This is a genomic window from Actinosynnema sp. NPDC050801 (assembly GCF_040673975.1).
Classification (GTDB): Bacteria; Actinomycetota; Actinomycetes; order Mycobacteriales; family Pseudonocardiaceae; genus Actinosynnema.
In genome coordinates, this window is sequence record NZ_JBFAQZ010000007.1 from 321,794 (window position 1) to 343,735 (window position 21,942).

At 71.4% G+C, this 21,942-nt stretch carries 22 protein-coding genes; 20 read left to right on the plus strand and 2 right to left on the minus strand.

What is annotated here, in order from left to right; translation table 11 throughout:
* Nucleotides 1–17: 17 nt before the first annotated feature.
* Nucleotides 18–1,247, minus strand: coding sequence for a chorismate-binding protein (locus AB0K14_RS18850; RefSeq protein WP_360452729.1), 1,230 nt, complete (start codon nt 1,245–1,247; stop codon nt 18–20).
* 79 nt (nt 1,248–1,326) lie between these two features.
* Here AB0K14_RS18850 and AB0K14_RS18855 point away from each other — a divergent pair, with 79 nt between their 5' ends.
* The 7 genes from AB0K14_RS18855 to AB0K14_RS18885 all read left to right on the plus strand — a co-directional run bounded on the left by AB0K14_RS18855 (nt 1,327) and on the right by AB0K14_RS18885 (nt 6,090).
* Nucleotides 1,327–1,773, plus strand: a complete 447-nt coding sequence (locus tag AB0K14_RS18855) for a DUF3592 domain-containing protein (RefSeq protein WP_360452731.1) — start codon at nt 1,327–1,329, stop codon at nt 1,771–1,773.
* A gap of 62 nt (nt 1,774–1,835) precedes the next feature.
* Complete coding sequence (paaA, locus tag AB0K14_RS18860) at nt 1,836–2,768, plus strand: 1,2-phenylacetyl-CoA epoxidase subunit PaaA (protein WP_360452733.1); 933 nt, start codon at nt 1,836–1,838, stop codon at nt 2,766–2,768.
* A complete protein-coding gene (gene paaB / locus AB0K14_RS18865) occupies nt 2,765–3,049 on the plus strand; it encodes a 1,2-phenylacetyl-CoA epoxidase subunit PaaB (RefSeq protein ID WP_158845120.1) in 285 nt (94 codons plus the stop codon). Before paaA ends, paaB begins: the two co-directional genes overlap by 4 nt.
* On the plus strand, nt 3,046–3,933 hold the full coding sequence (paaC, locus tag AB0K14_RS18870) for a 1,2-phenylacetyl-CoA epoxidase subunit PaaC (protein ID WP_360452735.1): 888 nt from the start codon (nt 3,046–3,048) through the stop codon (nt 3,931–3,933). The genes paaB and paaC overlap by 4 nt, the downstream gene beginning before the upstream one ends.
* Nucleotides 3,930–4,421 (plus strand): 1,2-phenylacetyl-CoA epoxidase subunit PaaD, encoded by a 492-nt coding sequence (paaD, locus tag AB0K14_RS18875; protein ID WP_360452737.1) that lies wholly within the window; start codon nt 3,930–3,932, stop codon nt 4,419–4,421. The genes paaC and paaD overlap by 4 nt, the downstream gene beginning before the upstream one ends.
* Nucleotides 4,421–5,455 carry a 1,2-phenylacetyl-CoA epoxidase subunit PaaE gene (paaE, locus tag AB0K14_RS18880; RefSeq protein ID WP_360452739.1) on the plus strand — a complete coding sequence of 345 codons (1,035 nt, stop codon included), beginning with the start codon at nt 4,421–4,423 and terminating at the stop codon, nt 5,453–5,455. The genes paaD and paaE overlap by 1 nt, the downstream gene beginning before the upstream one ends.
* Before the next feature lie 17 nt (nt 5,456–5,472).
* Complete coding sequence (locus AB0K14_RS18885; protein WP_360452741.1) at nt 5,473–6,090, plus strand: hypothetical protein; 618 nt, start codon at nt 5,473–5,475, stop codon at nt 6,088–6,090.
* Between the two features lie 92 nt (nt 6,091–6,182).
* Here AB0K14_RS18885 and AB0K14_RS18890 read toward each other — a convergent pair whose 3' ends face one another.
* A complete protein-coding gene (locus AB0K14_RS18890; protein ID WP_360452743.1) occupies nt 6,183–7,010 on the minus strand; it encodes an inositol monophosphatase in 828 nt (275 codons plus the stop codon).
* Between the two features lie 144 nt (nt 7,011–7,154).
* Between AB0K14_RS18890 and AB0K14_RS18895 the strand changes: the two genes are divergently transcribed.
* The 13 genes from AB0K14_RS18895 to nuoI all read left to right on the plus strand — a co-directional run bounded on the left by AB0K14_RS18895 (nt 7,155) and on the right by nuoI (nt 21,938).
* On the plus strand, nt 7,155–8,258 hold the full coding sequence (locus AB0K14_RS18895; protein ID WP_360452745.1) for a glycosyltransferase family 1 protein: 1,104 nt from the start codon (nt 7,155–7,157) through the stop codon (nt 8,256–8,258).
* A 153-nt stretch (nt 8,259–8,411) separates the two neighbouring features.
* Complete coding sequence (locus AB0K14_RS18900; RefSeq protein ID WP_360452747.1) at nt 8,412–9,521, plus strand: glycosyltransferase; 1,110 nt, start codon at nt 8,412–8,414, stop codon at nt 9,519–9,521.
* A 251-nt stretch (nt 9,522–9,772) separates the two neighbouring features.
* The gene (locus AB0K14_RS18905) at nt 9,773–10,471 is read left to right on the plus strand and encodes a demethylmenaquinone methyltransferase (protein WP_360452749.1); all 699 of its coding nucleotides are present in this window, start codon (nt 9,773–9,775) and stop codon (nt 10,469–10,471) included.
* A 97-nt stretch (nt 10,472–10,568) separates the two neighbouring features.
* Entirely contained in the window at nt 10,569–11,846 is a 1,278-nt protein-coding gene (locus tag AB0K14_RS18910; protein ID WP_360452751.1) for a geranylgeranyl reductase family protein, read from the plus strand.
* Nucleotides 11,847–12,192: 346 nt separating this feature from the next.
* Nucleotides 12,193–12,558 carry an NADH-quinone oxidoreductase subunit A gene (locus tag AB0K14_RS18915; protein ID WP_360452753.1) on the plus strand — a complete coding sequence of 122 codons (366 nt, stop codon included), beginning with the start codon at nt 12,193–12,195 and terminating at the stop codon, nt 12,556–12,558.
* Nucleotides 12,559–12,572: 14 nt separating this feature from the next.
* Entirely contained in the window at nt 12,573–13,121 is a 549-nt protein-coding gene (locus tag AB0K14_RS18920) for an NADH-quinone oxidoreductase subunit B family protein (RefSeq protein WP_360452755.1), read from the plus strand.
* A gap of 117 nt (nt 13,122–13,238) precedes the next feature.
* Nucleotides 13,239–13,937: an NADH-quinone oxidoreductase subunit C gene (locus AB0K14_RS18925; RefSeq protein WP_360452862.1), complete on the plus strand. Its 699-nt coding sequence runs from the start codon at nt 13,239–13,241 to the stop codon at nt 13,935–13,937.
* Complete coding sequence (locus AB0K14_RS18930; protein WP_360452757.1) at nt 13,934–15,412, plus strand: NADH-quinone oxidoreductase subunit D; 1,479 nt, start codon at nt 13,934–13,936, stop codon at nt 15,410–15,412. The genes AB0K14_RS18925 and AB0K14_RS18930 overlap by 4 nt, the downstream gene beginning before the upstream one ends.
* Nucleotides 15,409–16,194, plus strand: coding sequence for an NADH-quinone oxidoreductase subunit NuoE (nuoE, locus tag AB0K14_RS18935; RefSeq protein ID WP_360452759.1), 786 nt, complete (start codon nt 15,409–15,411; stop codon nt 16,192–16,194). The genes AB0K14_RS18930 and nuoE overlap by 4 nt, the downstream gene beginning before the upstream one ends.
* A gap of 15 nt (nt 16,195–16,209) precedes the next feature.
* The gene (gene nuoF / locus AB0K14_RS18940; RefSeq protein WP_360452761.1) at nt 16,210–17,508 is read left to right on the plus strand and encodes an NADH-quinone oxidoreductase subunit NuoF; all 1,299 of its coding nucleotides are present in this window, start codon (nt 16,210–16,212) and stop codon (nt 17,506–17,508) included.
* Nucleotides 17,505–20,057, plus strand: coding sequence for an NADH-quinone oxidoreductase subunit G (locus AB0K14_RS18945; protein WP_360452763.1), 2,553 nt, complete (start codon nt 17,505–17,507; stop codon nt 20,055–20,057). Before nuoF ends, AB0K14_RS18945 begins: the two co-directional genes overlap by 4 nt.
* Nucleotides 20,054–21,385, plus strand: a complete 1,332-nt coding sequence (nuoH, locus tag AB0K14_RS18950; RefSeq protein ID WP_360452765.1) for an NADH-quinone oxidoreductase subunit NuoH — start codon at nt 20,054–20,056, stop codon at nt 21,383–21,385. Before AB0K14_RS18945 ends, nuoH begins: the two co-directional genes overlap by 4 nt.
* The gene (gene nuoI / locus AB0K14_RS18955) at nt 21,372–21,938 is read left to right on the plus strand and encodes an NADH-quinone oxidoreductase subunit NuoI (RefSeq protein ID WP_360452767.1); all 567 of its coding nucleotides are present in this window, start codon (nt 21,372–21,374) and stop codon (nt 21,936–21,938) included. Before nuoH ends, nuoI begins: the two co-directional genes overlap by 14 nt.
* The last annotated feature ends 4 nt before the right edge of the window (nt 21,939–21,942 follow it).

The window sequence follows — 21,942 nt, forward strand, 5'->3', positions numbered from 1 at the left end:
CGTTCCGGTGAGGTGCGTCACATGCCTTCGAGGGCTTCGCGAAAGGGCAGCATCTTGGCGTGCGCCTCGTGGACCTCGGAGTCCGGGTCCGACTCGGCGACCAGGCCGCAGCCGGCGTAGAGGCGGGCCGTGCGGCCGTCCACCTGCGCGCAGCGCAACGCGATGCCGAGCTCGCCGTCGCCGTTGCCGTCGATCCAGCCGACCGGACCGGAGTAGCGGCCCCGGTCCATGCCCTCCAGCTCCTCGATCATCGCGATGGCGTCCGCGCGCGGCGTGCCGCCGACGGCCGCCGTGGGGTGCAGCGCCTCGCCGAGCGCGAGCAACGACGGCGTGTCGCTGAGCGTGCCGATGACGTCGCTGGACAGGTGCGAGACGTTCGGCAGCCGCAGCACCGACGGACCCTCCACCGACATGGTGTCGCAGAACGGCTTCAGCGTCTCCACCAGCGACGTCACCGCGTACTCGTGCTCGTCGCGGTTCTTGCCCGACGACAGCAGCGCGGCCGCCAGCTCGTCGTCGGACATCCCGTCGTGCGGCCACGTCGTGCCCGCGAGCACCCGTGAGTCGACCACGGACCCGCTGCGCCGCAGCAGCAGTTCCGGCGTGGCGCCGATGAGGCCGTCGACCGCGTACACCCAGCACTCGGGGTACCGGCGGGCCAGGCCTTCGAGCACGAACCGGTGGTCGATGCCGATGTCCGCGACCGCCAGCAGGTCGTGCGCCAGCACGACCTTGTCCAGCTCGCCGGCGCGCATCCGCTCGACCGCGGCGCGCACGGCCTCGCGGTAGCCGGTGACCGACACCTGCCCGTCGCTGTAGCGCACCTCCGACGGCTTGCGCACCGGCTCGACCCGCCGCTTGCCGCTGTCGCCGATGGTGGTGAGCCAGCTGTGCCCGTTGCGGCGGCCCACCACGACCTCCGGCACCACGAGCACCGAGCGGCCGGGCCGGTCGGAGAACGCCATGCTGACGAACGCGACCGGGCCCGTGCCCGGCACGTCGACCCCGTCCTCGACGTCGAGGTCGTCGGTGAACTCGCGCCACCACCGGTCGGCCGCCGCGAACCGGTCCGGACCCGAGACCTCGAAGCGGGCCGCCTCACCCCACCCGACCAGGCCCGTTCCGTCCCTCACCCAGCTCAGCGCACCGGTCGGCGCGGGGAGCCTGCCCAGCAGGTTGTCGCCCACGACGCGCCTGGTGTGCACGCGCAGCCGTTGTCGGGTCCGCGAGGCAGGAGCTGAGGTCACGGCGTCGAGGGTATGGACTCGTCGCTGAGATCCTCCAGCGGAGGCCGCCCTAGACTCCTCAGTTGTGGTGGACGACGCAGTGCGAACAGGTGCCGGCCCCAAGGTTCGGCTCCTCGTCAGCCGGGCGTTGGTGGTGTTGGGCGCGGTGGTGACGCTGATCGGCGTGATCCTGCTCGCGGCGTGCTGGCGCGACGACCTGATGATCGAGGAGCGGCTGGGCAAGGCCACCGCGGAGGTGGTGTCCGTCTCGTTCCAGCGCACGGTCGTGCGCTTCGCCACGCCGGACGGCGCCGTGCACAGCCCGTCCCAGGGCCTGCTCTACCCGGAAGGGCTGGAACCGGGTCAGCTGGTGCGCATCGAGTACGACACGGCCGATCCCGAGGTGGTGCGGGTCGCCGGGCGCACCGCGCTGCTCGCGCTGCTGCCGATCGGCACCTTCCTGCTCGCGGTGTGGGCGGTGCTGGCCCCGCTGATCTGGTGGCTGGGCCGGAAGGACAAGCGCAAGGGGTGGTGGCCGCGGCCGTGACGGCCCGACCGCGGTTGTGACAGTTCTGCCCATAAACGTCCTCCAGGTGTAACATCGGTCGTATGGACCTGGAGGCGCAGTTCGAGCGCACCGTCGCGGCCGAGCAGCGCGTCGAGCCGCGCGACTGGATGCCCGACGGCTACCGCAAGACGCTGATCCGGCAGATCGCGCAGCACGCGCACTCCGAGATCATCGGCATGCAGCCGGAGGGCAACTGGATCAGCCGCGCGCCGTCGCTGCGCCGCAAGGCGATCCTGCTGGCCAAGGTCCAGGACGAGGCCGGGCACGGCCTGTACCTCTACGCCGCGACCGAGACCCTGGGCGCGGACCGGGGCGAGCTGACCGAGAAGCTGATCTCGGGCAGGCAGAAGTACTCCTCGATCTTCAACTACCCGACGCTGTCCTACGCCGACGTCGGCGTGATCGGCTGGCTGGTGGACGGCGCCGCGATCTGCAACCAGGTGCCGCTGTGCCGCACCTCGTACGGTCCGTACGGGCGGGCGATGATCCGCATCTGCAAGGAAGAGTCCTTCCACCAGCGGCAGGGCTACGAGCTGCTGCTGACGATGATGTCCGGCACCGACGCCCAGCGCGCGATGGTGCAGGAGTCGGTGAACCGCTGGTGGTGGCCGTCGCTGATGATGTTCGGCCCGCCGGACGCGGAGTCGTCCAACACCGAGCAGTCGATGAAGTGGCGCATCAAGCGCAACACCAACGACGAGCTGCGGCAGAAGTTCGTCGACATGACCGTGCCGCAGGCGGAGAAGCTGGGCGTGACGCTGCCCGACCCCGAGCTGCGGTGGAACGCCGAGCGCGGGCACCACGACTTCGGCCGGCCCGACTGGGACGAGTTCTGGCAGGTCGTCGGCGGCAACGGGCCGACGAACGCGCAGCGCATCGCGCACCGGCGCAAGGCGCACGAGGACGGCGAGTGGGTTCGTGCGGCGGCCGCGGCACACGCCTCCCGCCGTGCCGCCGAGGAAGGTGTGGCATGAGTTCGTCCTGGCCGCTGTGGGAAGTGTTCGTGCGCGGCAAGCGCGGCTTGAACCACGTGCACGTGGGGTCGCTGCACGCGCCGGACGCCGAGATGGCCCTCCGCAACGCGCGCGACGTCTACACCCGCCGCAACGAGGGCGTGTCGATCTGGGTGGTGCCCGCGACGGCGATCACCGCGTCGTCGCCGGACGAGAAGGACCCGTTCTTCGAGCCCAGCGGCGACAAGGTCTACCGGCACCCGACGTTCTACGAGATCCCCGAGGACGTGCCGCACCTATGAGCTTCGACAATGCGTACGAGTCCCTGATCGACCACGAGGACGCGCATTGGGCGTTCGGCACCGGGTTCACCGAGGCGCTGGCCGGGGTCGACCGCCAGGTGCCCGACGTCGACCGCGCCGACCTGACCGCGTACTGCCTGATGCTCGGCGACGACGCGCTCGTGCTGTCCCAGCGGCTGGCCGAGTGGTGCTCCCGCGCGCCGGAGCTGGAGGAGGACGTCGCGCTGGCCAACATCGCGCTCGACCTGCTCGGCCAGGCCAGGATGCTGCTGACCCGGGCCGGCGAGGTGGAGGGCGCGGGCCGGGACGAGGACGCGTTGGCCTACCTGCGCGACGAGCGCGACTTCCGCAACGTGCACCTGGCGGAGATCGAGTGCGGGCCGTTCGCGGGCGGTGACTTCGCCACCACCATGGCCCGGCTGCTGGTGTTCTCGTCGTGGAAGCTCGCCCAGTACTCGCGGTTGCGCGGCAGCGCCGACCCGGTGCTCGCGGCGGTGGCGGCCAAGGGGCTCAAGGAGCTGGCCTACCACCGGGACCACGCGGCCCAGTGGGTCGTGCGGCTCGGTGACGGCACCGACGAGTCGCACCGGCGGATGCAGGCCGGGCTGGACCGGGTGTGGCCGTTCGTGGACGAGCTGTTCACCGCGCACGCCGTGGAGCGGCGGTTGACCGGTGTCGCGGTCGACCCGGCCGAGCTGAGGTCCGAGGTGGACGGCGTGCTGGCCGCGGTGCTGCCCGCCGCCGGGCTGACCAGGCCCGCGGACGTGCCCGCGGCCCGGGTCAACGGACTGGCCGGGCGCGACGGCGTGCACACCGAGGCGTTCGGCTACCTGCTGGCCGAGATGCAGCACCTGCACCGGTCGATGCCGGGAGCGACGTGGTGAGCACCGCGCTGGAGGTCGCGGCCCGGGTCCGCGACCCGGAACTGCCCGTGCTGACGCTGGCCGACCTCGGCGTGCTGCGCGACGTGACCGAGTCCGGCGGGCGGGTGTCGGTGACGATCACGCCCACCTACTCGGGGTGTCCCGCGCTGGACGAGATGGCCGCCGACCTGCGCCGGTCGTTGCTGGCGGCCGGGTACGCGGCGGTGGACGTGCGGTTGTCGCTCTCGCCCGCCTGGACCACGGACTGGATCAGCGAGGACGGGCTGCGCAAGCTGCGGGAGGCGGGCATCGCGCCGCCGTCCCGGCTGGGGCCGCGCGCGGTCGGCCCGGTGCCGCTGAACCTGGCGCCGCCGTCGCGGAGGGTGCTGTGCCCGCGCTGCGGGTCGCCGCGGACCGCGGAGCTGTCGCGGTTCGGGTCGACGGCGTGCAAGGCGTTGCGCCGGTGCGCGGACTGCGCCGAGCCGTTCGAGCACGTGAAGGAGATCTGATGGCGCGGCCGGTGTTCCACAAGCTGACCGTGGCGTCGGTCGAGCGGTTGTGCTCGGACGCCGTCGCGGTGACGTTCGAGGTGCCCGCGTCGCTGGCGGCCGAGTTCGCGTTCGCGCCGGGGCAGTACCTGACCCTGCGCAACGGCGACGAGCGGCGGTCGTACTCGATCTGCGCGCCCGCCGGCGGTCCGCTGCGGATCGGCGTGCGACGGGTGGACGGCGGGCTGTTCTCCACGCTGCTGGTCGACCGGGTCCAGCGCGGTGACGTGCTGGAAGTCCTGCCGCCGCTGGGTGGCTTCACGCCGTCCGGTGGCGCGCACCACGCGCTGCTGGTCGCCGGGTCCGGCATCACGCCCGCGCTGTCGATCGCCGCGTCGGTGCTGGCGGACGGTGCGCGGGTGACGATGGTCTACGGCAACCGGCGCGCGGACACGGTGATGTTCGCCGAGGAGCTGGCGGACCTGAAGGACCGGTACCCGGCGCGGTTGCAGCTGTTGCACGTGCTGTCGCGGGAGCCCCGGGACGTCGAGCTGTTCACCGGCCGGTTGGACGCGGCGAAGCTGCGGGCGTTGTTCGCGACGGTGGTGCCGTGGGCGGACGTGGACCAGTGGTGGGTGTGTGGGCCGTACGGGATGGTGCGGGACGCGGAGGACGTGCTCGCGTCCCTGGGCGTTCCCGCGTCGTCCGTGCACCACGAGCTGTTCTACGTGGACGAGCCGCCGCCCCCGCCGCGCCGGGAGGAGTCCTCCCCGGCCGCGTCGGCGACGGCCACCGTCGTCCTGGACGGGCGGAGCACCGAGGTGCCGCTCCCGGCCGACGTGCCGATCCTGGACGCGGCCCAACGGGTGCGCGCCGACCTGCCGTTCGCGTGCAAGGGCGGTGTGTGCGGGACGTGCCGTGCGCTGGTCGTGTCCGGTGAGGTGGAGATGCGCCGGAACTACGCGTTGGAGCCGCACGAGGTGGCGGCCGGGTTCGTGCTGACGTGCCAATCGGTTGCCCTGACTCCGCTGATCACCGTGGATTACGACGCCTGATCTGGCACATTGTGCGCATGGGACGGGGCGCGCTGTGGGGACTGCTCATCGGCACGGTGCTGATGACCGCTCTGATCATGTTCGGCATCGCGTTGCCGTCCTCGGCCGATGACGAGCCGGGCCCGTCCGTCGTCGTGAGCTTCATCGCCTCGGGGATGCTCGGCGCGGTCATGGGCGGCGTGCCCGGCACCTTCATCGGCCTGGTGGTCGGTGCCGTGCGCCGCCGTTCCCGCCCGGTCCTCCCACCGCCCCCACCGCCCCCGCCACCCCTGCCCCCGGTGAACGACCGGTGGTCGGCGATGGTCGGCCGGTGCGAACTGGCCGTGCGGCGGGTGTACGCGGCGGTCGCGACGGTGCCCGTCTCACCGGCCAGGGACTGGCTGGAGCGGATCGCCGCGCAGTTCGCCAACGAGCTGTCGGACGTGCGGCGCATCGCCGACCTGGGCCGCGCCCTGGGCGCCGACCAGAACCACCCGGTGACTGGGCGGCTCCACGCCGCGGTCCGCGACTTCACCGCGTTCGAGGACGAAGTGGGCCGGGTGGCGCTCCAACTGCTCAACCAGACGTCCCTGGACGCCGTCCGCGCCCACCTGGAAGTGCTCGAACAGCAGTTGCCGCACCTGGGCACCGCCTAGGCCGCCTCACCCTGCCGGCGTCCTCACCCTGCCGGGCGTCCTCACTCTGCGACGTTCCTCAACCTGTTGACGTTCTCAGCCCTGGGAAGTTCTCAGCCCTGGGACGTCGCGGCCTGCCACCAGGCCAGGACTTCCTCCGCCACCTCCGGCATGGCCACCAGCAGGCCGTCCACCGGCAACGGGTCGTCCTCGCCCCGGCGGTCCAGCACCGCGGCGCCCGACTCGACCGCCAGCGCCACCGCGCCGGCCACGTCCCACTCGTGGTAGCTGTCCAGCACCGCGGCCGCGGCGTGGCCGAGGGCCACCTGGGCCACCGCCAGGGCCTTCGAACCCAGCACGCGCACGCCCGTGCCCGCCACCGCCGCCCGGGAGATGAACCCGCCCATCCCCGGCCACGGGCCGGTCCGCGTCATCTCCGTGCACACGATCGAGCTCACCGCCTGGCCGCCCAGCCGCACCGGCGTGCCGTTCGCCCGCATCCCGCGCCCCCGTGCCGCGGCGTAGATCTGGGCCCGGTACGGGTCCGCGACCACCCCGACGACCGGCCCCCACCGGTCGACCAGCGCGAGGCTGTACGCGCACCACGGCACACCGGCGACGTAGTTCGCGGTGCCGTCGACCGGGTCCACGACCCAGCGGAACTCCGCGTCGCTCACCACGTCGGAATCGGTGTCCTCGCAGAACACCGGGATGTCGGGGAACTCGGCCGTCAGCACCCGCCGCGTGTGCCGCTCCAACGTCCGGTCGGTGTCGGTCACCCAGTCGAACGGCGACGCCTCGTCGTCGGGTCGCGCGCCGCGGCCCGCGGTCGCCATGATGACGTCGGACGCGTCGTTGGCGAGTCGCCCCGCTATCTCCAGCGCGATCGACACCAGGCCGGGATCGACGGGCTGCGCGGGTCGGGACGACAAGACGGTCATGCCGACCTAGTGTCGGCGCACAGAGTGACCGCGTCACATACTCCAGGTGAACCCGGGGCCAACGTCAACCGCGACGCGAGGAGTTCGGCGTGCGTTCGCGGAAGTGTCACGCCGCCGTGTCCTTGGCACCGCATGGTGATCGGCGTGCGCGTAGCGATCGTCACCGAGAGCTTTCTGCCCCAGGTCAACGGCGTGACCAACTCCGTCCTGCGGGTCTTGGAGCACCTGAGGGCGCACGGCCACCAGGCGTTGGTCGTCGCGCCCGGCGCGGGTGCCGACCACCACCGCGGCACGCCGGTCGTGCGCGTGCCGTCGGTGGACCTGCCGAGGTTCAGCTCGCTGCCCGTCGGGGTGCCCACGCGCAAGGTGCTGACCGCGTTGGCCGAGTTCCGGCCCGACGTCGTGCACCTGGCCAGCCCGTTCGTGATGGGCGCGCGCGGGCTGTCCGCGGCGCGCAGGCTGGGCATCCCGACCGTCGCGGTCTACCAGACCGACATCGCCGGGTTCGCCGGTCACTACGGCCTCGGCCTCACCGCCCGTGCCGCCTGGCGGTGGACGCGTCGGCTGCACGCCCAGGCCGACCGCACGCTCGCGCCGTCGACGTGGGCCGTCGACGCGCTCCGAGAGCACGGCGTGCCGCGCGTGCACCGGTGGGGGCGGGGTGTGGACGTGGAGCTGTTCCACCCTTCCCGCCGGGACGACGCGTTGCGCGCCTCACTGGCGCCGGGCGGTGAGCTGCTGGTCGGGTACGTCGGCCGGTTGTCGCCGGAGAAGCGGGTGGACCGGCTGGCCGCGCTCGCCGACCTGCCCGGCGTGCGGCTGGTCGTGGTCGGGGAGGGGCCGGAGGAGGCGCGGTTGCGGCGGGACCTGCCCGGCGCCGCGTTCCTCGGGTTCAAGAGCGGCGCGGACCTGGCCGCGGCCTACGCGAGCCTGGACGTGTTCGTGCACACCGGGCCGCACGAGACGTTCTGCCAGGCGGTGCAGGAGGCGTTGGCCAGTGGTGTGCCGGTGGTCGCGCCGGACGCGGGCGGGCCGCGTGACCTGGTGCAACCCAACACCGGCTACCTGTTCGCCGACGACGCGCAGCTCCGGCGGGCGGTGGTGGAGCTGGGCGACCCGCTGCGCCGCCGGCAGTTCGGCCACGCGGCCAGGCGGTGGGTGCGCGGGCGGACCTGGTCGGCCGTGTGCGACGAACTGCTCGGCCACTACGCGGCCGTGCTCGACGTTCCGGTGCGCCGTGCGGCATGAGGATCCGGGCAGGCACGAGGGTCCGGGCAGGCACGAGGGTCCGGGCAGGCACGAGGGTCCGGGCAGGCATGAGGGTCCGGGCAGGCGTGAGGATCGTGCAGGCGTGAGGATCGGGCGGGCATCCAGGATCGGGCGCGCGTGGAACGTGCACGCATGAGGATCGTGCAGCTGGCCAACTTCTACGGCCCGCGGTCCGGTGGCCTGCGCACGGCGTTGCACCACCTCGGCAGCGGTTACGCGGCGAGCGGTCACCAGGTCACGCTGGTCGTGCCCGGTGCCGCGCACGCCGACGAGGAGCTGTCGCCGGGCGTGCGGCGCATCACGCTGCCCGCGCCGCGCATCCCCGGCACCGGCGGGTACCGGGCGGTGGACCCGTGGCGCGTGCGCGCGTTGCTGGACCACCTGTCACCCGACCGGCTGGAGGTGTCGGACCGGCTGACGTTGCGCGGGATGGGCCGGTGGGCGGCGGCGCGCGGCGTGCCGAGCGTGGTGATCTCGCACGAGCGGCTGGACCGGCTGCTGGAGCAGTTCCTGCTGCCGAGGGCGTTGGCTCGGCGGGGTGCGGACTGGGCGAACGCGCGGATGGCCGCGTCCTACGACACGGTCGTGTGCACGACGGAGTTCGCGCGGGAGGAGTTCGACCGGATCGGGGCGCGCAACGTCGTCCGCGTGCCGCTGGGCGTCGACCTGCGCACGTTCACGCCGACCAGGCACGACCGGTCGTTGCGGGCGTCGCTCGCGCAGGGCGCCGACGCGCTGCTCGTGCACTGCGGGCGGTTGTCGCCGGAGAAGCACGTCGAGCGCAGCGTGGACACGGCGGCCGAGCTGCACGCGTCCGGGCACAACGTGCGGCTGGTCATCGCCGGTGACGGGCCCCGCCGCGAGGCGCTGGAACGCCGTGCCGCCGGCCTCCCCGTCACCTTCCTGGGCTTCCTGTCCGGCCGCGGCGAGGTGGCGACCCTCCTGGCCACCGCCGACGTCTCGCTGGCCCCCGGCCCGCACGAGACGTTCGGCCTGGCCGCCCTGGAGGCCCTGGCCTCCGGCACGCCCGTGATCGTCTCCGCCTCCTCGGCGCTGCGGGAGATCGTCCACCCGGACTGCGGCGCCGCCGTGCCCGACCACGCCCCGGCGTTCGCCGGCGCCGTGACCACCCTGCTGGACCACCCCGAGCCGACCCGCCGCTCCGCCGCCAGGGCCCGCGCCGAGCAATACCCCTGGCACACCGCCGTGACCGGCATGCTCACCGCCCTCCGCGCCACCTGACCCCCACGCGAGTCGAACCTCCAGGTCCCGCGAGTCGAACCTCCGCGACCCGCGAGTCGAACCTCCAGGTCCTCCGAATTCAACATTCGCGCATCGGCAGCCGATCCTGAGCGTTGAACTCGGGGGTCCTGAACGTTCGACACGCGGGACCTGAACGTGGGACTCGCGGGTCTTGAGGGTTCGACTCGCGGGGTCTGGGGGGAGGACACGCGCGGCGGCGGGGTGGGGAGGGTGGGAGTTAGGCTGCCCGCATGTCGCGTGCAGGTCTGGACAAGAACCCCCGCGAGGTCGCCGAGATGTTCGACGGCGTGGCCAAGGGCTACGACCGGACGAACTCGGTCATGACCCTGGGGTTCGACCGGCGCTGGCGGGAGTGGAGCAGGCGGGTGCTGGACGCCAAGTCCGGCGAGAAGGTGCTCGACCTGGCGGCCGGCACGGCGGTGTCGACGGTCGAGTACGCGGCCTCGGGCGCCTGGTGCGTGGCGGCCGACTTCTCCCTGGGGATGCTGCTGGGCGGCGCGCACCGGCCCGTGCCCAAGGTCGCCGCCGACGCCCTGCGCCTGCCGTTCGCCGACGACTCCTTCGACGCCGTCACGGTGTCCTTCGGCCTGCGCAACTTCAACGACACCGAGGCCGCCCTGCGCGAGATGGCCCGCGTGGTCAAGCCCGGCGGACGGCTCGTGGTGTGCGAGGTCTCCACGCCCGCGTTCCGCCCGTTCCGCTTCGTCTACATGCGCTACCTGCTGCGCCTCCTCCCGCTCATCGCCCGGTTCGTGTCCTCCAACCCGGCCGCGTACTCCTACCTCGCCGAGTCCATGCGCACCTGGCCCGACCAGCGCGCACTCGGCGAGATCGTGGCCCGCGCCGGCTGGGAGGACGTCGCCTGGATGAACCTCACCGGCGGCATGGTCGCCCTGCACCGCGGCACCAAGCCCGCCCCACCCGCCTGAGTCACCGGGACCGCCCGGTCCTCGCGCCGGCCAAGTCCTCAGCAACGCGCAAGTAGACTCGCGCCGGACTTTGTGAACACGGGCACAAGGAGCGGGGATGACGACTCCAAGCCGCCGCAAGGCAGGCGAGGACGCCGAGGTGATCGTGGTCGGGGCGGGGCCCGCGGGTTCCACCGCGGCCACCTACCTGGCACGCGCGGGCCTGGACGTGGTGCTGCTGGAGAAGAGCACCTTCCCCCGCGAGAAGGTGTGCGGCGACGGCCTGACCCCGCGCGGGGTCAAGCAGCTCATCGACCTGGGCATCGACACCCGCGAGGAAGCCGGCTGGCTGCACAACCGCGGCCTGCGGGTGGTCGGCGGCGGCGTCACGCTCGAACTCGACTGGCCCGAGCTGGCCACGTTCCCGCCCTACGGCCTGGTCCGGCCGCGGCAGGACTTCGACGAGATGCTGGCGCAGACCGCCGTCTCGGCGGGCGCCCGGATGCACCAGCAGACCACCGTCACCGGTGCCCTCGTGGAGAACGGCCGGGTCGTCGGCGTCGAGGCCAAGCAGGGCCCGGACAAGACCCCGGTCACCTACCGCGCCCCGCTCGTGCTGGCCTGCGACGGCGTGAGCGCGCGCCTGGCCCTCAGCGTCGGCATCCAGAAGGACGACGCCAAGCCGATGGGCGTCGCGGTCCGCCGCTACTACGCCAGCCCCCGCACCAAGGACGACTACCTGGAGTCGCACCTGGAGCTGTGGGACCGGGCCAACGACGTGCTGCTGCCCGGCTACGGCTGGATCTTCGGCATGGGCGACGGCACGGTGAACGTCGGCCTCGGCATCCTCAGCACCTCCAAGGCCTACGGCACCACGGACTACCGCGCGCTGCTCAAGAGCTGGCTCGACGGCACCCCCGAGGAGTGGGGTTTCCGCGAGGAGAACGCCACCGGCAAGATCGGCGGCGCGGCCCTGCCCATGGGCCTGAACCGCAAGCCGCACTACCGCGACGGCCTGCTGCTGGTCGGTGACGCGGGCGGCATGGTCAACCCGTTCAACGGCGAGGGCATCGGTTACGCCATGGAGTCGGCCCGGATCGCGGCGGAGACCGTGGTGCAGGCGCTGGCCCGCCAGGGCGCGAGCCGTGAACGCGCGCTGCACGGCTACCCGGTGCGCATCGAACAGGCCCTGGGCAGCTACTACCGCCTCGGCAACGTGTTCAGCAAGCTCATCGGCAACCCCACCGTCATGCGCACCGCGACCAAGTACGGGCTGCCGCGCAAGACCCTGATGAAGCTGGTCCTGAAGCTGCTCGCGGGGCTTTACGACCCCAAGGACGGCGACTCGTTCGACCGCATCATCACCGCCGCGACGAAGTTGGCCCCAACGGCCTAAAACGGCTCCGCTAAACGACGCAGCGCCGTCCTCCGGGACGGCGCTGTTTCGTTTTCGGTGTGCCCCCGTTCACGGACGGGTCGCCCAACTGTTGATCTGCGTGGCAAAAGGCCTGGTCACAGCCTATGTCGGGGGTGCCCGTGACGCCGCTGTGTGACGTTCTACACTGAGCCGCAGGTCTTGTGAATCAGTTCACAACCGGCTGAGATGCCTTGTGAAGTGTTTCACAAGCGACCTGCGGATTGTTAGGCCCGCCTAACCTCCGGAGGCCGCAAGAACACCCTTTAGGGTGCGCAACGGTCGGCGGTGCACCACCACCGCGACAGCGAGGAAAGGACGACGGAGAGTGCTGGACCCTTACCTCCCCCTCGTATTGATGTTCGTCCTCGCCGGGGCCTTCGCGCTGTTCTCGGTGACGGCCGCTCCGTACATCGGTCCCCGCCGCTACAACCGCGCGAAGCTCGACGCCTACGAGTGCGGCATCGAGCCGTCGCCGCACCCCGTGGTGGGCGGTGGCCGGATGCCGGTCGCCTACTACCTCACGGCGATGCTGTTCATCCTGTTCGACATCGAAATGGTGTTCCTCTACCCCTTCGCGGTCTCCGCGGACCGGCTCGGCCTGTTCGGCCTGGTGGAGATCGCCCTGTTCGTCGCGACGGTCGGCTTCGCGTACGCCTACGTGTGGCGTCGCGGCGGCCTCGACTGGAACTGAGGGGGAAGATCGAAGTGGGTCTCGAAGAGAAGCTCCCGAACGGCATCCTGCTCGCCAGCGTGGAGAAGCTGGTCAACTGGACCCGCAAGTCCTCGCTGTGGCCCGCCACCTTCGGCCTGGCCTGCTGCGCGATCGAGATGATGACCACCGGCGGCCCGCGCTACGACCTCGCGCGGTTCGGCATGGAGGTCTTCCGCGCCTCGCCGCGCCAGGCCGACCTGATGATCGTCGCGGGCCGGGTGACCAACAAGATGGCGCCGGTGCTGCGGCAGATCTACGACCAGATGCCCGAGCCGCGCTGGGTGCTGGCCATGGGCGTGTGCGCCTCCAGCGGCGGCATGTTCAACAACTACGCGGTCGTGCAGGGCGTGGACCACGTCGTGCCGGTCGACATGTACCTGCCGGGCTGCCCGCCGCGGCCGGAGATGCTGATCGACGCGATCCTCAAGATCCACGCGAAGATCATGGACGAGCCGCTCGGAGCGAACCGGGCCGCGTTGCTGGCCGAGCAGGGCCACCAGACGGCGCTGATCCCGTCCTCCGAGCGCTTTGCGAAGAAGTGAGCGGCAATGCCAAATGAGACCAGCCCAAATGAGACCGGCTCGGGCGGGAACAAAGAGGTCGACCAGACCCCTGGCGCCGGCACTCCGGGCAACGACGAGGCGCTCAGCTCGGCGAGCATGAACGAGGCCCAGCACGAGGAGTACCTCGCGCGCGGCGGCATGGTCGCGGGCAAGGCGCGCGAGGGCATGTTCGGCATCTCCGGCTCCGGCGACACCTCCGGCTTCGGCGGCCTGCGGCTGCCCGCCCACGTCGCCGCGCCGTCCGAGCGGCCCTACGGCGGCTGGTTCGACGAGGTCGCCGACGAGCTGCTGGCCGCGATCCGGGAGCAGGGCCTGCCCGCCGACACCGTGCAGCAGATCACCGTCGACCGCGGCGAGATCACGTTCTACCTGCGCCGGGACAACCTGGTCGAGGTGGCGCGGATCCTGCGCGACGACCCGGCGCTGCGCTTCGAGCTGTGCAGCTCCGTGTCCGGTGTGGACTACGGCGTCGACGCGGCGCAGCGGCTGCACTCGGTGTACCACCTGACGTCGATGACCTACCGCCGGCGCATCCGGCTGGAGGTCGCGGTCGACGTGGACGACGCGCACATCCCCAGCGTGGTCTCGGTCTACCCGACCGCGGACTGGCAGGAGCGCGAGACCTGGGACATGTTCGGCATCGTCTACGACGGCCACCCGGGGCTCACCCGGATCCTCATGCCGGACGACTGGGACGGCCACCCGCAGCGCAAGGACTACCCGCTCGGCGGCATCCCGGTGGAGTACAAGGGCGCGGAGATCCCCCCGCCAGACCAGAGGCGGTCCTACTCATGACCGAGCGACTTTCCGACGTGACCACCGGCACCGCCACCGGCCCAACAGGATCGGGCCCAACAGGATCGGGCCCAACAGGATCGGGCACAGCAGGATCGGGCACAGCCGGCCGCGACAGCGTTTCCCAAGGCAGCGACTCCCACGACGCCAACCGCACGACGTCGAACCCCGACGCGTACGCGGGTTCCCGCCAGACGACCGAGGGCACCGTCTACACGGTGACCGGCGGCGACTGGGACGAGGTGCTGGCCGAGGCCGCGGGTGACGAGCGCATCGTCATGAACCTGGGTCCGCAGCACCCCTCCACGCACGGCGTGCTGCGCCTGGTGCTGGAGCTGGAGGGCGAGACGGTCACCCAGGCCCGCAGCGTCATCGGCTACCTGCACACCGGCATCGAGAAGAACGTCGAGTACCGCAACTGGACCCAGGGCGTCACGTTCGTGACGCGCATGGACTACCTGGCCCCGCTGCACAACGAGGCCGCGTACTGCATGGCGGTCGAGAAGCTGCTCGGCGTGACCGTCCCGCAGCGGGCGCAGACGATCCGCGTGCTGCTCATGGAGCTCAACCGGATCAGCTCGCACCTGGTGGCGCTGGCCACCGGCGGCATGGAGCTGGGCGCGCTGACCGGCATGACCGCGGGCTTCCGCGAGCGCGAGGAGGTCCTGCACCTGCTGGAGTTCCTGACCGGTCTGCGGATGAACCACGCGTTCATCCGGCCCGGCGGCCTGGCGCAGGACCTGCCCGAGGGCGCCGAGCAGAAGATCAAGGACTTCATCAAGGTGATGGACTCCCGGCTGCCCGACTACGACAAGCTGCTGTCCGGCCAGCCGATCTGGCGCAACCGGCTCGCGGGCGTCGGCTACCTGCCGGTGGACGCGTGCCTCGCGCTGGGCATCACCGGCCCGATCCTGCGCTCCGCGGGCCTGCCGTGGGACCTGCGCAAGGTCGAGCCCTACTGCGGCTACGAGAACTACGAGTTCGACGTGCCCACGTCGAACGCCGCCGACTCCTACGCCCGCTACCTGCTGCGGCTGGAGGAGATGCACCAGTCGCTGCGGATCGTGCGGCAGGCCGTGGACAACCTGACGCCCGGCCCGGTCATGGTCTCCGACGCCAAGATCGCCTGGCCCGCGCAGCTGACCATCGGCGCGGACGGCATGGGCAACTCGCTGGAGCACGTGCGCAAGATCATGGGCCAGTCCATGGAGTCCCTGATCCACCACTTCAAGCTGGTCACCGAGGGCTTCGCGGTCCCGGCGGGCCAGGTGTACGTGCCGATCGAGTCGCCGCGCGGCGAGCTGGGCTACCACATCGTCTCCGACGGCGGCACCCGCCCGATGCGCGTGCACGTGCGCGAACCCAGCTTCGTGAACCTCCAGTCGATGCCCGCGATGTGCGAGGGCGGCATGGTCGCCGACGTCATCGCGTCGGTGGCCTCTATCGACCCGGTGATGGGTGGTTGTGACCGATGAGCACTTCCGAAGAGGTCTACGCGGCCTCGCCGCTGGACCCCGTCGAGACCCACCGGCTGGTGACCGAGAACGCGGTCGACACCAGCGTGTTCGACGAGTCGATCGCGGCGAAGGCGCAGGCGATCATCGCCCGCTACCCGCAGGCGCGGTCGGCGCTGCTGCCGATGCTGCACCTGGTGCAGTCGGTCGAGGGGTACGTCAGCCAGGCGGGGATCACCTTCTGCGCCGGCCAGCTCGACCTGACCAACGCCGAGGTCAGCGCGGTCGCGACGTTCTACACCATGTACAAGCGCCGCCCGTGCGGCGAGCACCTGGTCAGCGTCTGCACGAACACGCTGTGCGCGGCGCTCGGCGGTGACGCGATCTACGCCAAGCTCAAGGACCACCTCGACGTCGGCCACGAGGAGACCGCGGGCGAGCCGGGCACGCCGGGCTCGATCACGCTGGAGCACGCCGAGTGCCTGGCGGCCTGCGACCTCGGCCCGGTGCTCCAGGTCAACTACGAGTACTTCGACAACCAGACGCCCGACGGCGCGCTGGAGCTGGTGAAGTCGTTGCAGGCGGGGGACAAGCCCCACCCGACGCGCGGCGCGCCGTTGACCGACTTCCGCCAGGCCGAGCTCCAGCTGGCCGGGTTCTTCGAGGGCCGCGACGCGGACCTGGACGGCCCGTCGGCCGCGCCGGAGACGGTGCGCGGGGCCAAGGTCGCCGCGGAACGCGGGTGGACCGCGCCGGCCATGCCGGACAACGCGGAGTTCCCGCCACTGCCGGAGAAGAAGTAGGTAGGGGGAGCTGACGTGGTCGACAACCTGACTCCCGTCCTGACGAAGCGCTGGCTGTCGCCGCGCTCGTGGACGCTGAAGACCTACGAACAGCTGGAGGGGTACACGGCGCTGCGCAAGGCGCTCAAGGCGCACCCGGACCAGCTGATCCAGCAGTGCAAGGACTCCGGGCTGCGCGGTCGCGGCGGCGCGGGCTTCCCCACCGGCATGAAGTGGGGCTTCATCCCGCAGGGCGACGGCAAGCCGCACTACCTCGTCATCAACGCCGACGAGGGCGAGCCGGGCACCTGCAAGGACATCCCGCTGATGATGGCGGACCCGCACTCGCTGATCGAGGGCATCATCATCACCTCGTACGCGATCCGGGCGAACTTCGCCGCGATCTACGTGCGCGGCGAGGTGCTGCACGTGATCCGCCGGCTGCACGCGGCCGTGCGCGAGGCGTACGAGGCGGGCTACCTGGGCAAGGACATCCTCGGCTCGGGCTTCGACCTCGACGTGGTGGTGCACGCCGGCGCGGGCGCCTACATCTGCGGCGAGGAGACGGCGCTGCTGGACTCGCTGGAGGGCAAGCGCGGCCAGCCCCGGCTCAAGCCGCCGTTCCCGGCGACCGCGGGCCTGTACGCCTCGCCGACCGTGGTGAACAACGTCGAGACGATCGCCAGCGTGCCCTACATCGTCAACGGCGGCGCGGACTGGTTCCGCACCATGGGCCGCGAGCGCTCGCCGGGCCCGAAGATCTTCTCGCTGTCCGGTCACGTGGAGCGCCCCGGCCAGTACGAGGCGCCGATGGGCGTCACGCTGCGGGAGCTGCTCGACCTGGCGGGCGGCATGAAGGACGGCGTCCCGCTGAAGTTCTGGACGCCGGGCGGCTCGTCCACCCCGCTGTTCACCGCCGACCACCTGGACGTGCCGCTGGACTTCGAGGGCGCGGCCGAGGCGGGCTCGATGCTCGGCACCACCGCGTTGCAGATCTTCAACGAGACGGTGTCCGTGCCCTGGGCGGTCATGAAGTGGACCGAGTTCTACAAGCACGAGTCGTGCGGCAAGTGCACGCCGTGCCGCGAGGGCACCTACTGGCTCGTGCAGATCCTCCAGCGGATGGTCGCGGGCAACGGCACGGCAGGCGACATCGACACGCTGCTGGACGTCTGCGACAACATCCTGGGCCGCTCGTTCTGCGCCCTCGGTGACGGCGCGGTCAGCCCGATCACCAGCGGCATCAAGTACTTCAAGCACGAGTTCCTGGCCTTGTGCGACCAGAACTCACCCAAGAATGAGTCGGGCACCGTGTTGGCGGGAGCTAGCGCATGACAATCGAAGCCACCGCCCCTGAACAGAAAGCCGAGCTCGTGGTCCCCGAGGGCCACGTGAAGCTCGTCATCGACGGCGTGGAGGTCGTCGCGCCCAAGGGCGAGCTGCTGATCCGCACCGCGGAGCGGCTCGGCACCGTCATCCCGCGCTTCTGCGACCACCCGTTGCTGGAGCCCGCGGGCGCCTGCCGGCAGTGCCTGGTCGAGGTGGAGATGGGCGGCCGGCCGATGCCGAAGCCGCAGGCCTCCTGCACCATGACGGTCGCCGACGGCATGGTCGTCAAGACCCAGCTGAGCTCGCCGGTGGCGGACAAGGCGCAGCAGGGCGTGATGGAGCTGCTGCTCATCAACCACCCGCTGGACTGCCCGATCTGCGACAAGGGCGGCGAGTGCCCGCTGCAGAACCAGGCGTTGGCGCACGGCCGCGCGGACTCCCGGTTCCACGAGCACAAGCGGACGTTCCCCAAGCCGATCCCGATCTCCACCCAGGTCCTGCTCGACCGCGAGCGGTGCGTGCTGTGCCAGCGCTGCACGCGGTTCTCCGCGCAGATCGCGGGCGACCCGTTCATCGAGCTGCTGGAGCGCGGTTCGCAGCAGCAGATCGGCGTGGCGCAGGAGAAGCCGTTCCAGTCCTACTTCTCCGGCAACACCATCCAGATCTGCCCGGTGGGCGCGCTGACCAGCGCCGCGTACCGGTTCCGCGCGCGGCCGTTCGACCTGGTGTCCACCCCCGGCGTGTGCGAGCACTGCTCGTCGGGCTGCTCGACGCGCACCGACTGGCGACGCGGCAAGGTGCAGCGCCGGCTGGCGGGCGACGCGCCCGAGGTCAACGAGGAGTGGACCTGCGACAAGGGCCGCTTCGCCTTCACCTACGCCACCGCCGGTGACCGGATCCGCCGCCCGCTGGTGCGCGACAAGGCCAGCGGCGAGCTGCGCGAGTCGTCGTGGACCGAGGCGCTGCAGTACGCGGCCGAGGGCCTGGCGAAGGCGCGTGACGGCAAGGGCGTCGGCGTGCTGGCCGGCGGCAGGCTCACCGTCGAGGACGCCTACGCGTACTCGAAGTTCGCCCGGATCGCGCTGCGCACCAACGACGTCGATTTCCGCGCCCGCGCCCACTCCGCCGAGGAGCTGGAGTTCCTGACCGGCGCGATCGTCGGCACGAACCCGGACAACGGCGGCGTCACCTACGCCGGCATCGAGTCCGCGCCGGCCGCGCTGCTGGTCGCGTTCGAGCCGGAGGAGGAGTCGCCGATCGTGTTCCTGCGGCTGCGCAAGGCGGCCCGCACGAACCGGACGAAGGTCTACCACCTGGGCCAGTACACGACGCCCGCGGTGGAGAAGACGAACGGCGTGCTGCTCGCGTGCGTGCCCGGCGGCGAGCCGTCGGCGATCAACGCGCTGCCCGAGCACGCCGCCGACGTGGTCGAGGAGCTGACCAAGCCGGGTGCGGTGATCCTGGTCGGCGAACGCGCCGCCGAGGTGCCCGGCCTGTTCTCCGCGGTCGCCGCGCTGGCCGAGCGGACCGGCGCGAGGGTCGCCTGGATCCCGCGCCGCGCCGGTGAGCGCGGTGCGCTGGAGACCGGCCTGCTGCCGACGTTGCTGCCGGGCGGTCGCCTGGTGAGCGACGAGGCGGCGCGCGCCGAGGTCGAGCGGGCGTGGGGCCTGGCGGCCGGCGCGCTGCCCGCGAAGGCGGGCCGCGACACCACGGGCATCCTGACCGCCGCCGCGAGCGGTGCGCTGGACGCGCTGGTGGTCGGCGGTGTCGACCCGTTCGACCTGCCGGACCCGGCGCTGGCCGAGCGCGCGTTGGACTTCACCGGCTTCGTGGTGAGCCTGGAGCTGCGGCACAGCGCGGTCACCGCGCACGCCGACGTGGTGCTCCCGGTCGCGCCCGCGGTGGAGAAGGCGGGCAGCTACCTGAACTGGGAGGGCCGCCCGCGTCCCTTCGGCACCACGATCGAGGGCACCGGCGCGCTGCCGGACGGCCGGGTGCTCGACACCCTGGCCGTGGAGATGGACGCCGACCTGTTCACCCAGACCCCGGCCGCCGCGGCGGCCGACCTGGCCAGACTGGGCGTCGCGCCGGTCGGTTCCGGTGCTTCCCGGGCCGCCGCGCCCACCGTGCCGACGCCGCTGCTCACCCAGCCCAAGGCCGGGCAGGCCGTGCTGGCGACCTGGCGCAGGCTGCTGGACAACGGCTCGTTGCAGGACGACGAGCCGAACCTGGCGGGCACCGCGCGCCCGGTGGTGGCCAAGCTGTCCGTCGCCACCGCCGCGCACCTGGGCGTCGAGCTCGGTGGCGTGATCACGGTCTCCACCGACCGGGGCGAGGTGGTGCTGCCGGTCGAGGCGGCCGACCTGCCCGACGGCGTCGTGTGGCTGCCCGGCAACTCGGGCGCGGTCACCGTGCGGCGCAACCTCGCCGCCGGCCACGGTTCCGTGGTGGCCGTCGCTCCGCTCGTCGCGGGCTCCGCTGAGAAGAACACGACGGCTCCGTCTGTCACGGGCTCCGCTGAGAAGAACACGTCGCCCGTCGGAGGCAAGGCATGAGCACGGCTGAACTCCTCGCCGACGATCCGTTCTGGCTGATCGTCGTCAAGGTCGTCGGTATCTTCGCGTTCCTCGTGGTCATGACGCTGTTCATGATCAACTGGGAGCGCAAGGTCGTGGCCCGGATGCAGCAGCGCCCCGGACCCAACCGGGTCGGTCCGAACGGCTGGCTCCAGTCGCTCGCCGACGGCCTGAAGCTCGCGTTCAAGGAGGACATCCGGCCTGTCCTGGCGGACAAGTGGGTGTTCTTCCTGGCACCGGTGATCTCCTGCATCCCCGCGTTCGTCGCCTTCTCGGTGATCCCGCTCGGCGGCGAGGTCTCGATCTTCGGCGAGACCACCGCGCTGCAGCTGGTCGACCTGCCGGTCGGCGTGCTGGTCGTGCTGGCCTGCTCCTCGCTGGGCGTCTACGGCATCGTGCTGTCGGGCTGGGCGTCCGGCTCGCCGTACCCGCTGCTGGGCGCGCTGCGCTCGGCCGCGCAGGTGATCTCCTACGAGATCGCGATGGGCCTGTCGATCGTCGCGGTCGTGATGCACTCGCACTCGCTGTCCACCGCGGACATCGTCGACTCGCAGAGCGGCGGCTGGTACTTCTACCTGCTGCCGGTCAGCTTCATCATCTACGTCATCTCCATGGTCGGCGAGACCAACCGCGCGCCGTTCGACCTCCCCGAGGCCGAGTCGGAGCTGGTCGGCGGTTTCCACACCGAGTACAGCTCGCTGAAGTTCGCGCTGTTCTTCCTCGCCGAGTACGTCAACATGGTGACCGTCTCGGCGCTGGCCACCACCCTGTTCCTGGGCGGCTGGCGGTTCCCGTTCGTCGGCGACGACCACCTGCTCAACAGCGGCTGGTTCGGCCTGCTGTGGTTCGTGGTCAAGACGCTGGCGTTCCTGTTCCTGTTCATCTGGCTGCGCGGCACGCTGCCCCGCCTGCGCTACGACCAGTTCATGCGGCTGGGCTGGAAGTTCCTGGTCCCGATCGCGCTGGTCTGGTTCGTCGCGGTGGCGTTCGCCCGCTACCTGCGCCAGGAGTGGGAGTCCGGGAGCGGTCTGGACACCAGCACCGCGCTGATCGTGATCGGTGCGTTCCTCGTGGTCGTCCTGCTGATCGCGTTCCTGCTGCCGGACAAGCGCGAGCCGCACGACCCCGACGCCGTGCCGGTCACCGGTGGCGGCTACCCGGTGCCACCGCTGGACCTCAAGGTGCCCAAGTCACCGCCGCGCAGGCAGGTGCGGGTCGCCGAGCTGCCCGGCGCCGACAACCAGACGCAGGAACCGGCAGCGGTACCCGCAGCTTCACACAAGGAGGCCAGCGATGGGCGTGTTTGATCCCGTCAAGGGCTTCGGCGTCACCTTCGGCACGATGTTCAAGAAGGTCGTCACCGAGGAGTACCCCGAGGTCAAGAAGGTCACCGCGCCGCGGTTCCACGGCCGCCACCAGCTCAACCGGCACCCGGACGGGCTGGAGAAGTGCGTGGGCTGCGAGCTGTGCGCGTGGGCCTGCCCGGCGGACGCGATCTTCGTGGAGGGTGGCGACAACACCGAGGAGGAGCGCTACTCCCCGGGTGAGCGCTACGGCGCCGACTACCAGATCAACTACCTGCGGTGCATCGGCTGCGGCCTGTGCATCGAGGCGTGCCCGACCCGCTCGCTCACCATGACCAACGAGTACGAGCTGGCCGACGACAACCGCCAGAAGCTGATCTTCACCAAGGAAGACCTGCTCGCGCCCCTGCTGGCCGGCATGGAGCAGCCGCCGCACCCGATGCGGCTGGGCGAGAACGAGCAGGACTACTACGTGAACGGGCCGACGCTCGCGCGCAAGGCGGGCGTGCCGGAAGGCTCGATCGTCGAGACGGGCCCCGAGGAGGCGTTGAAGTGAGCCT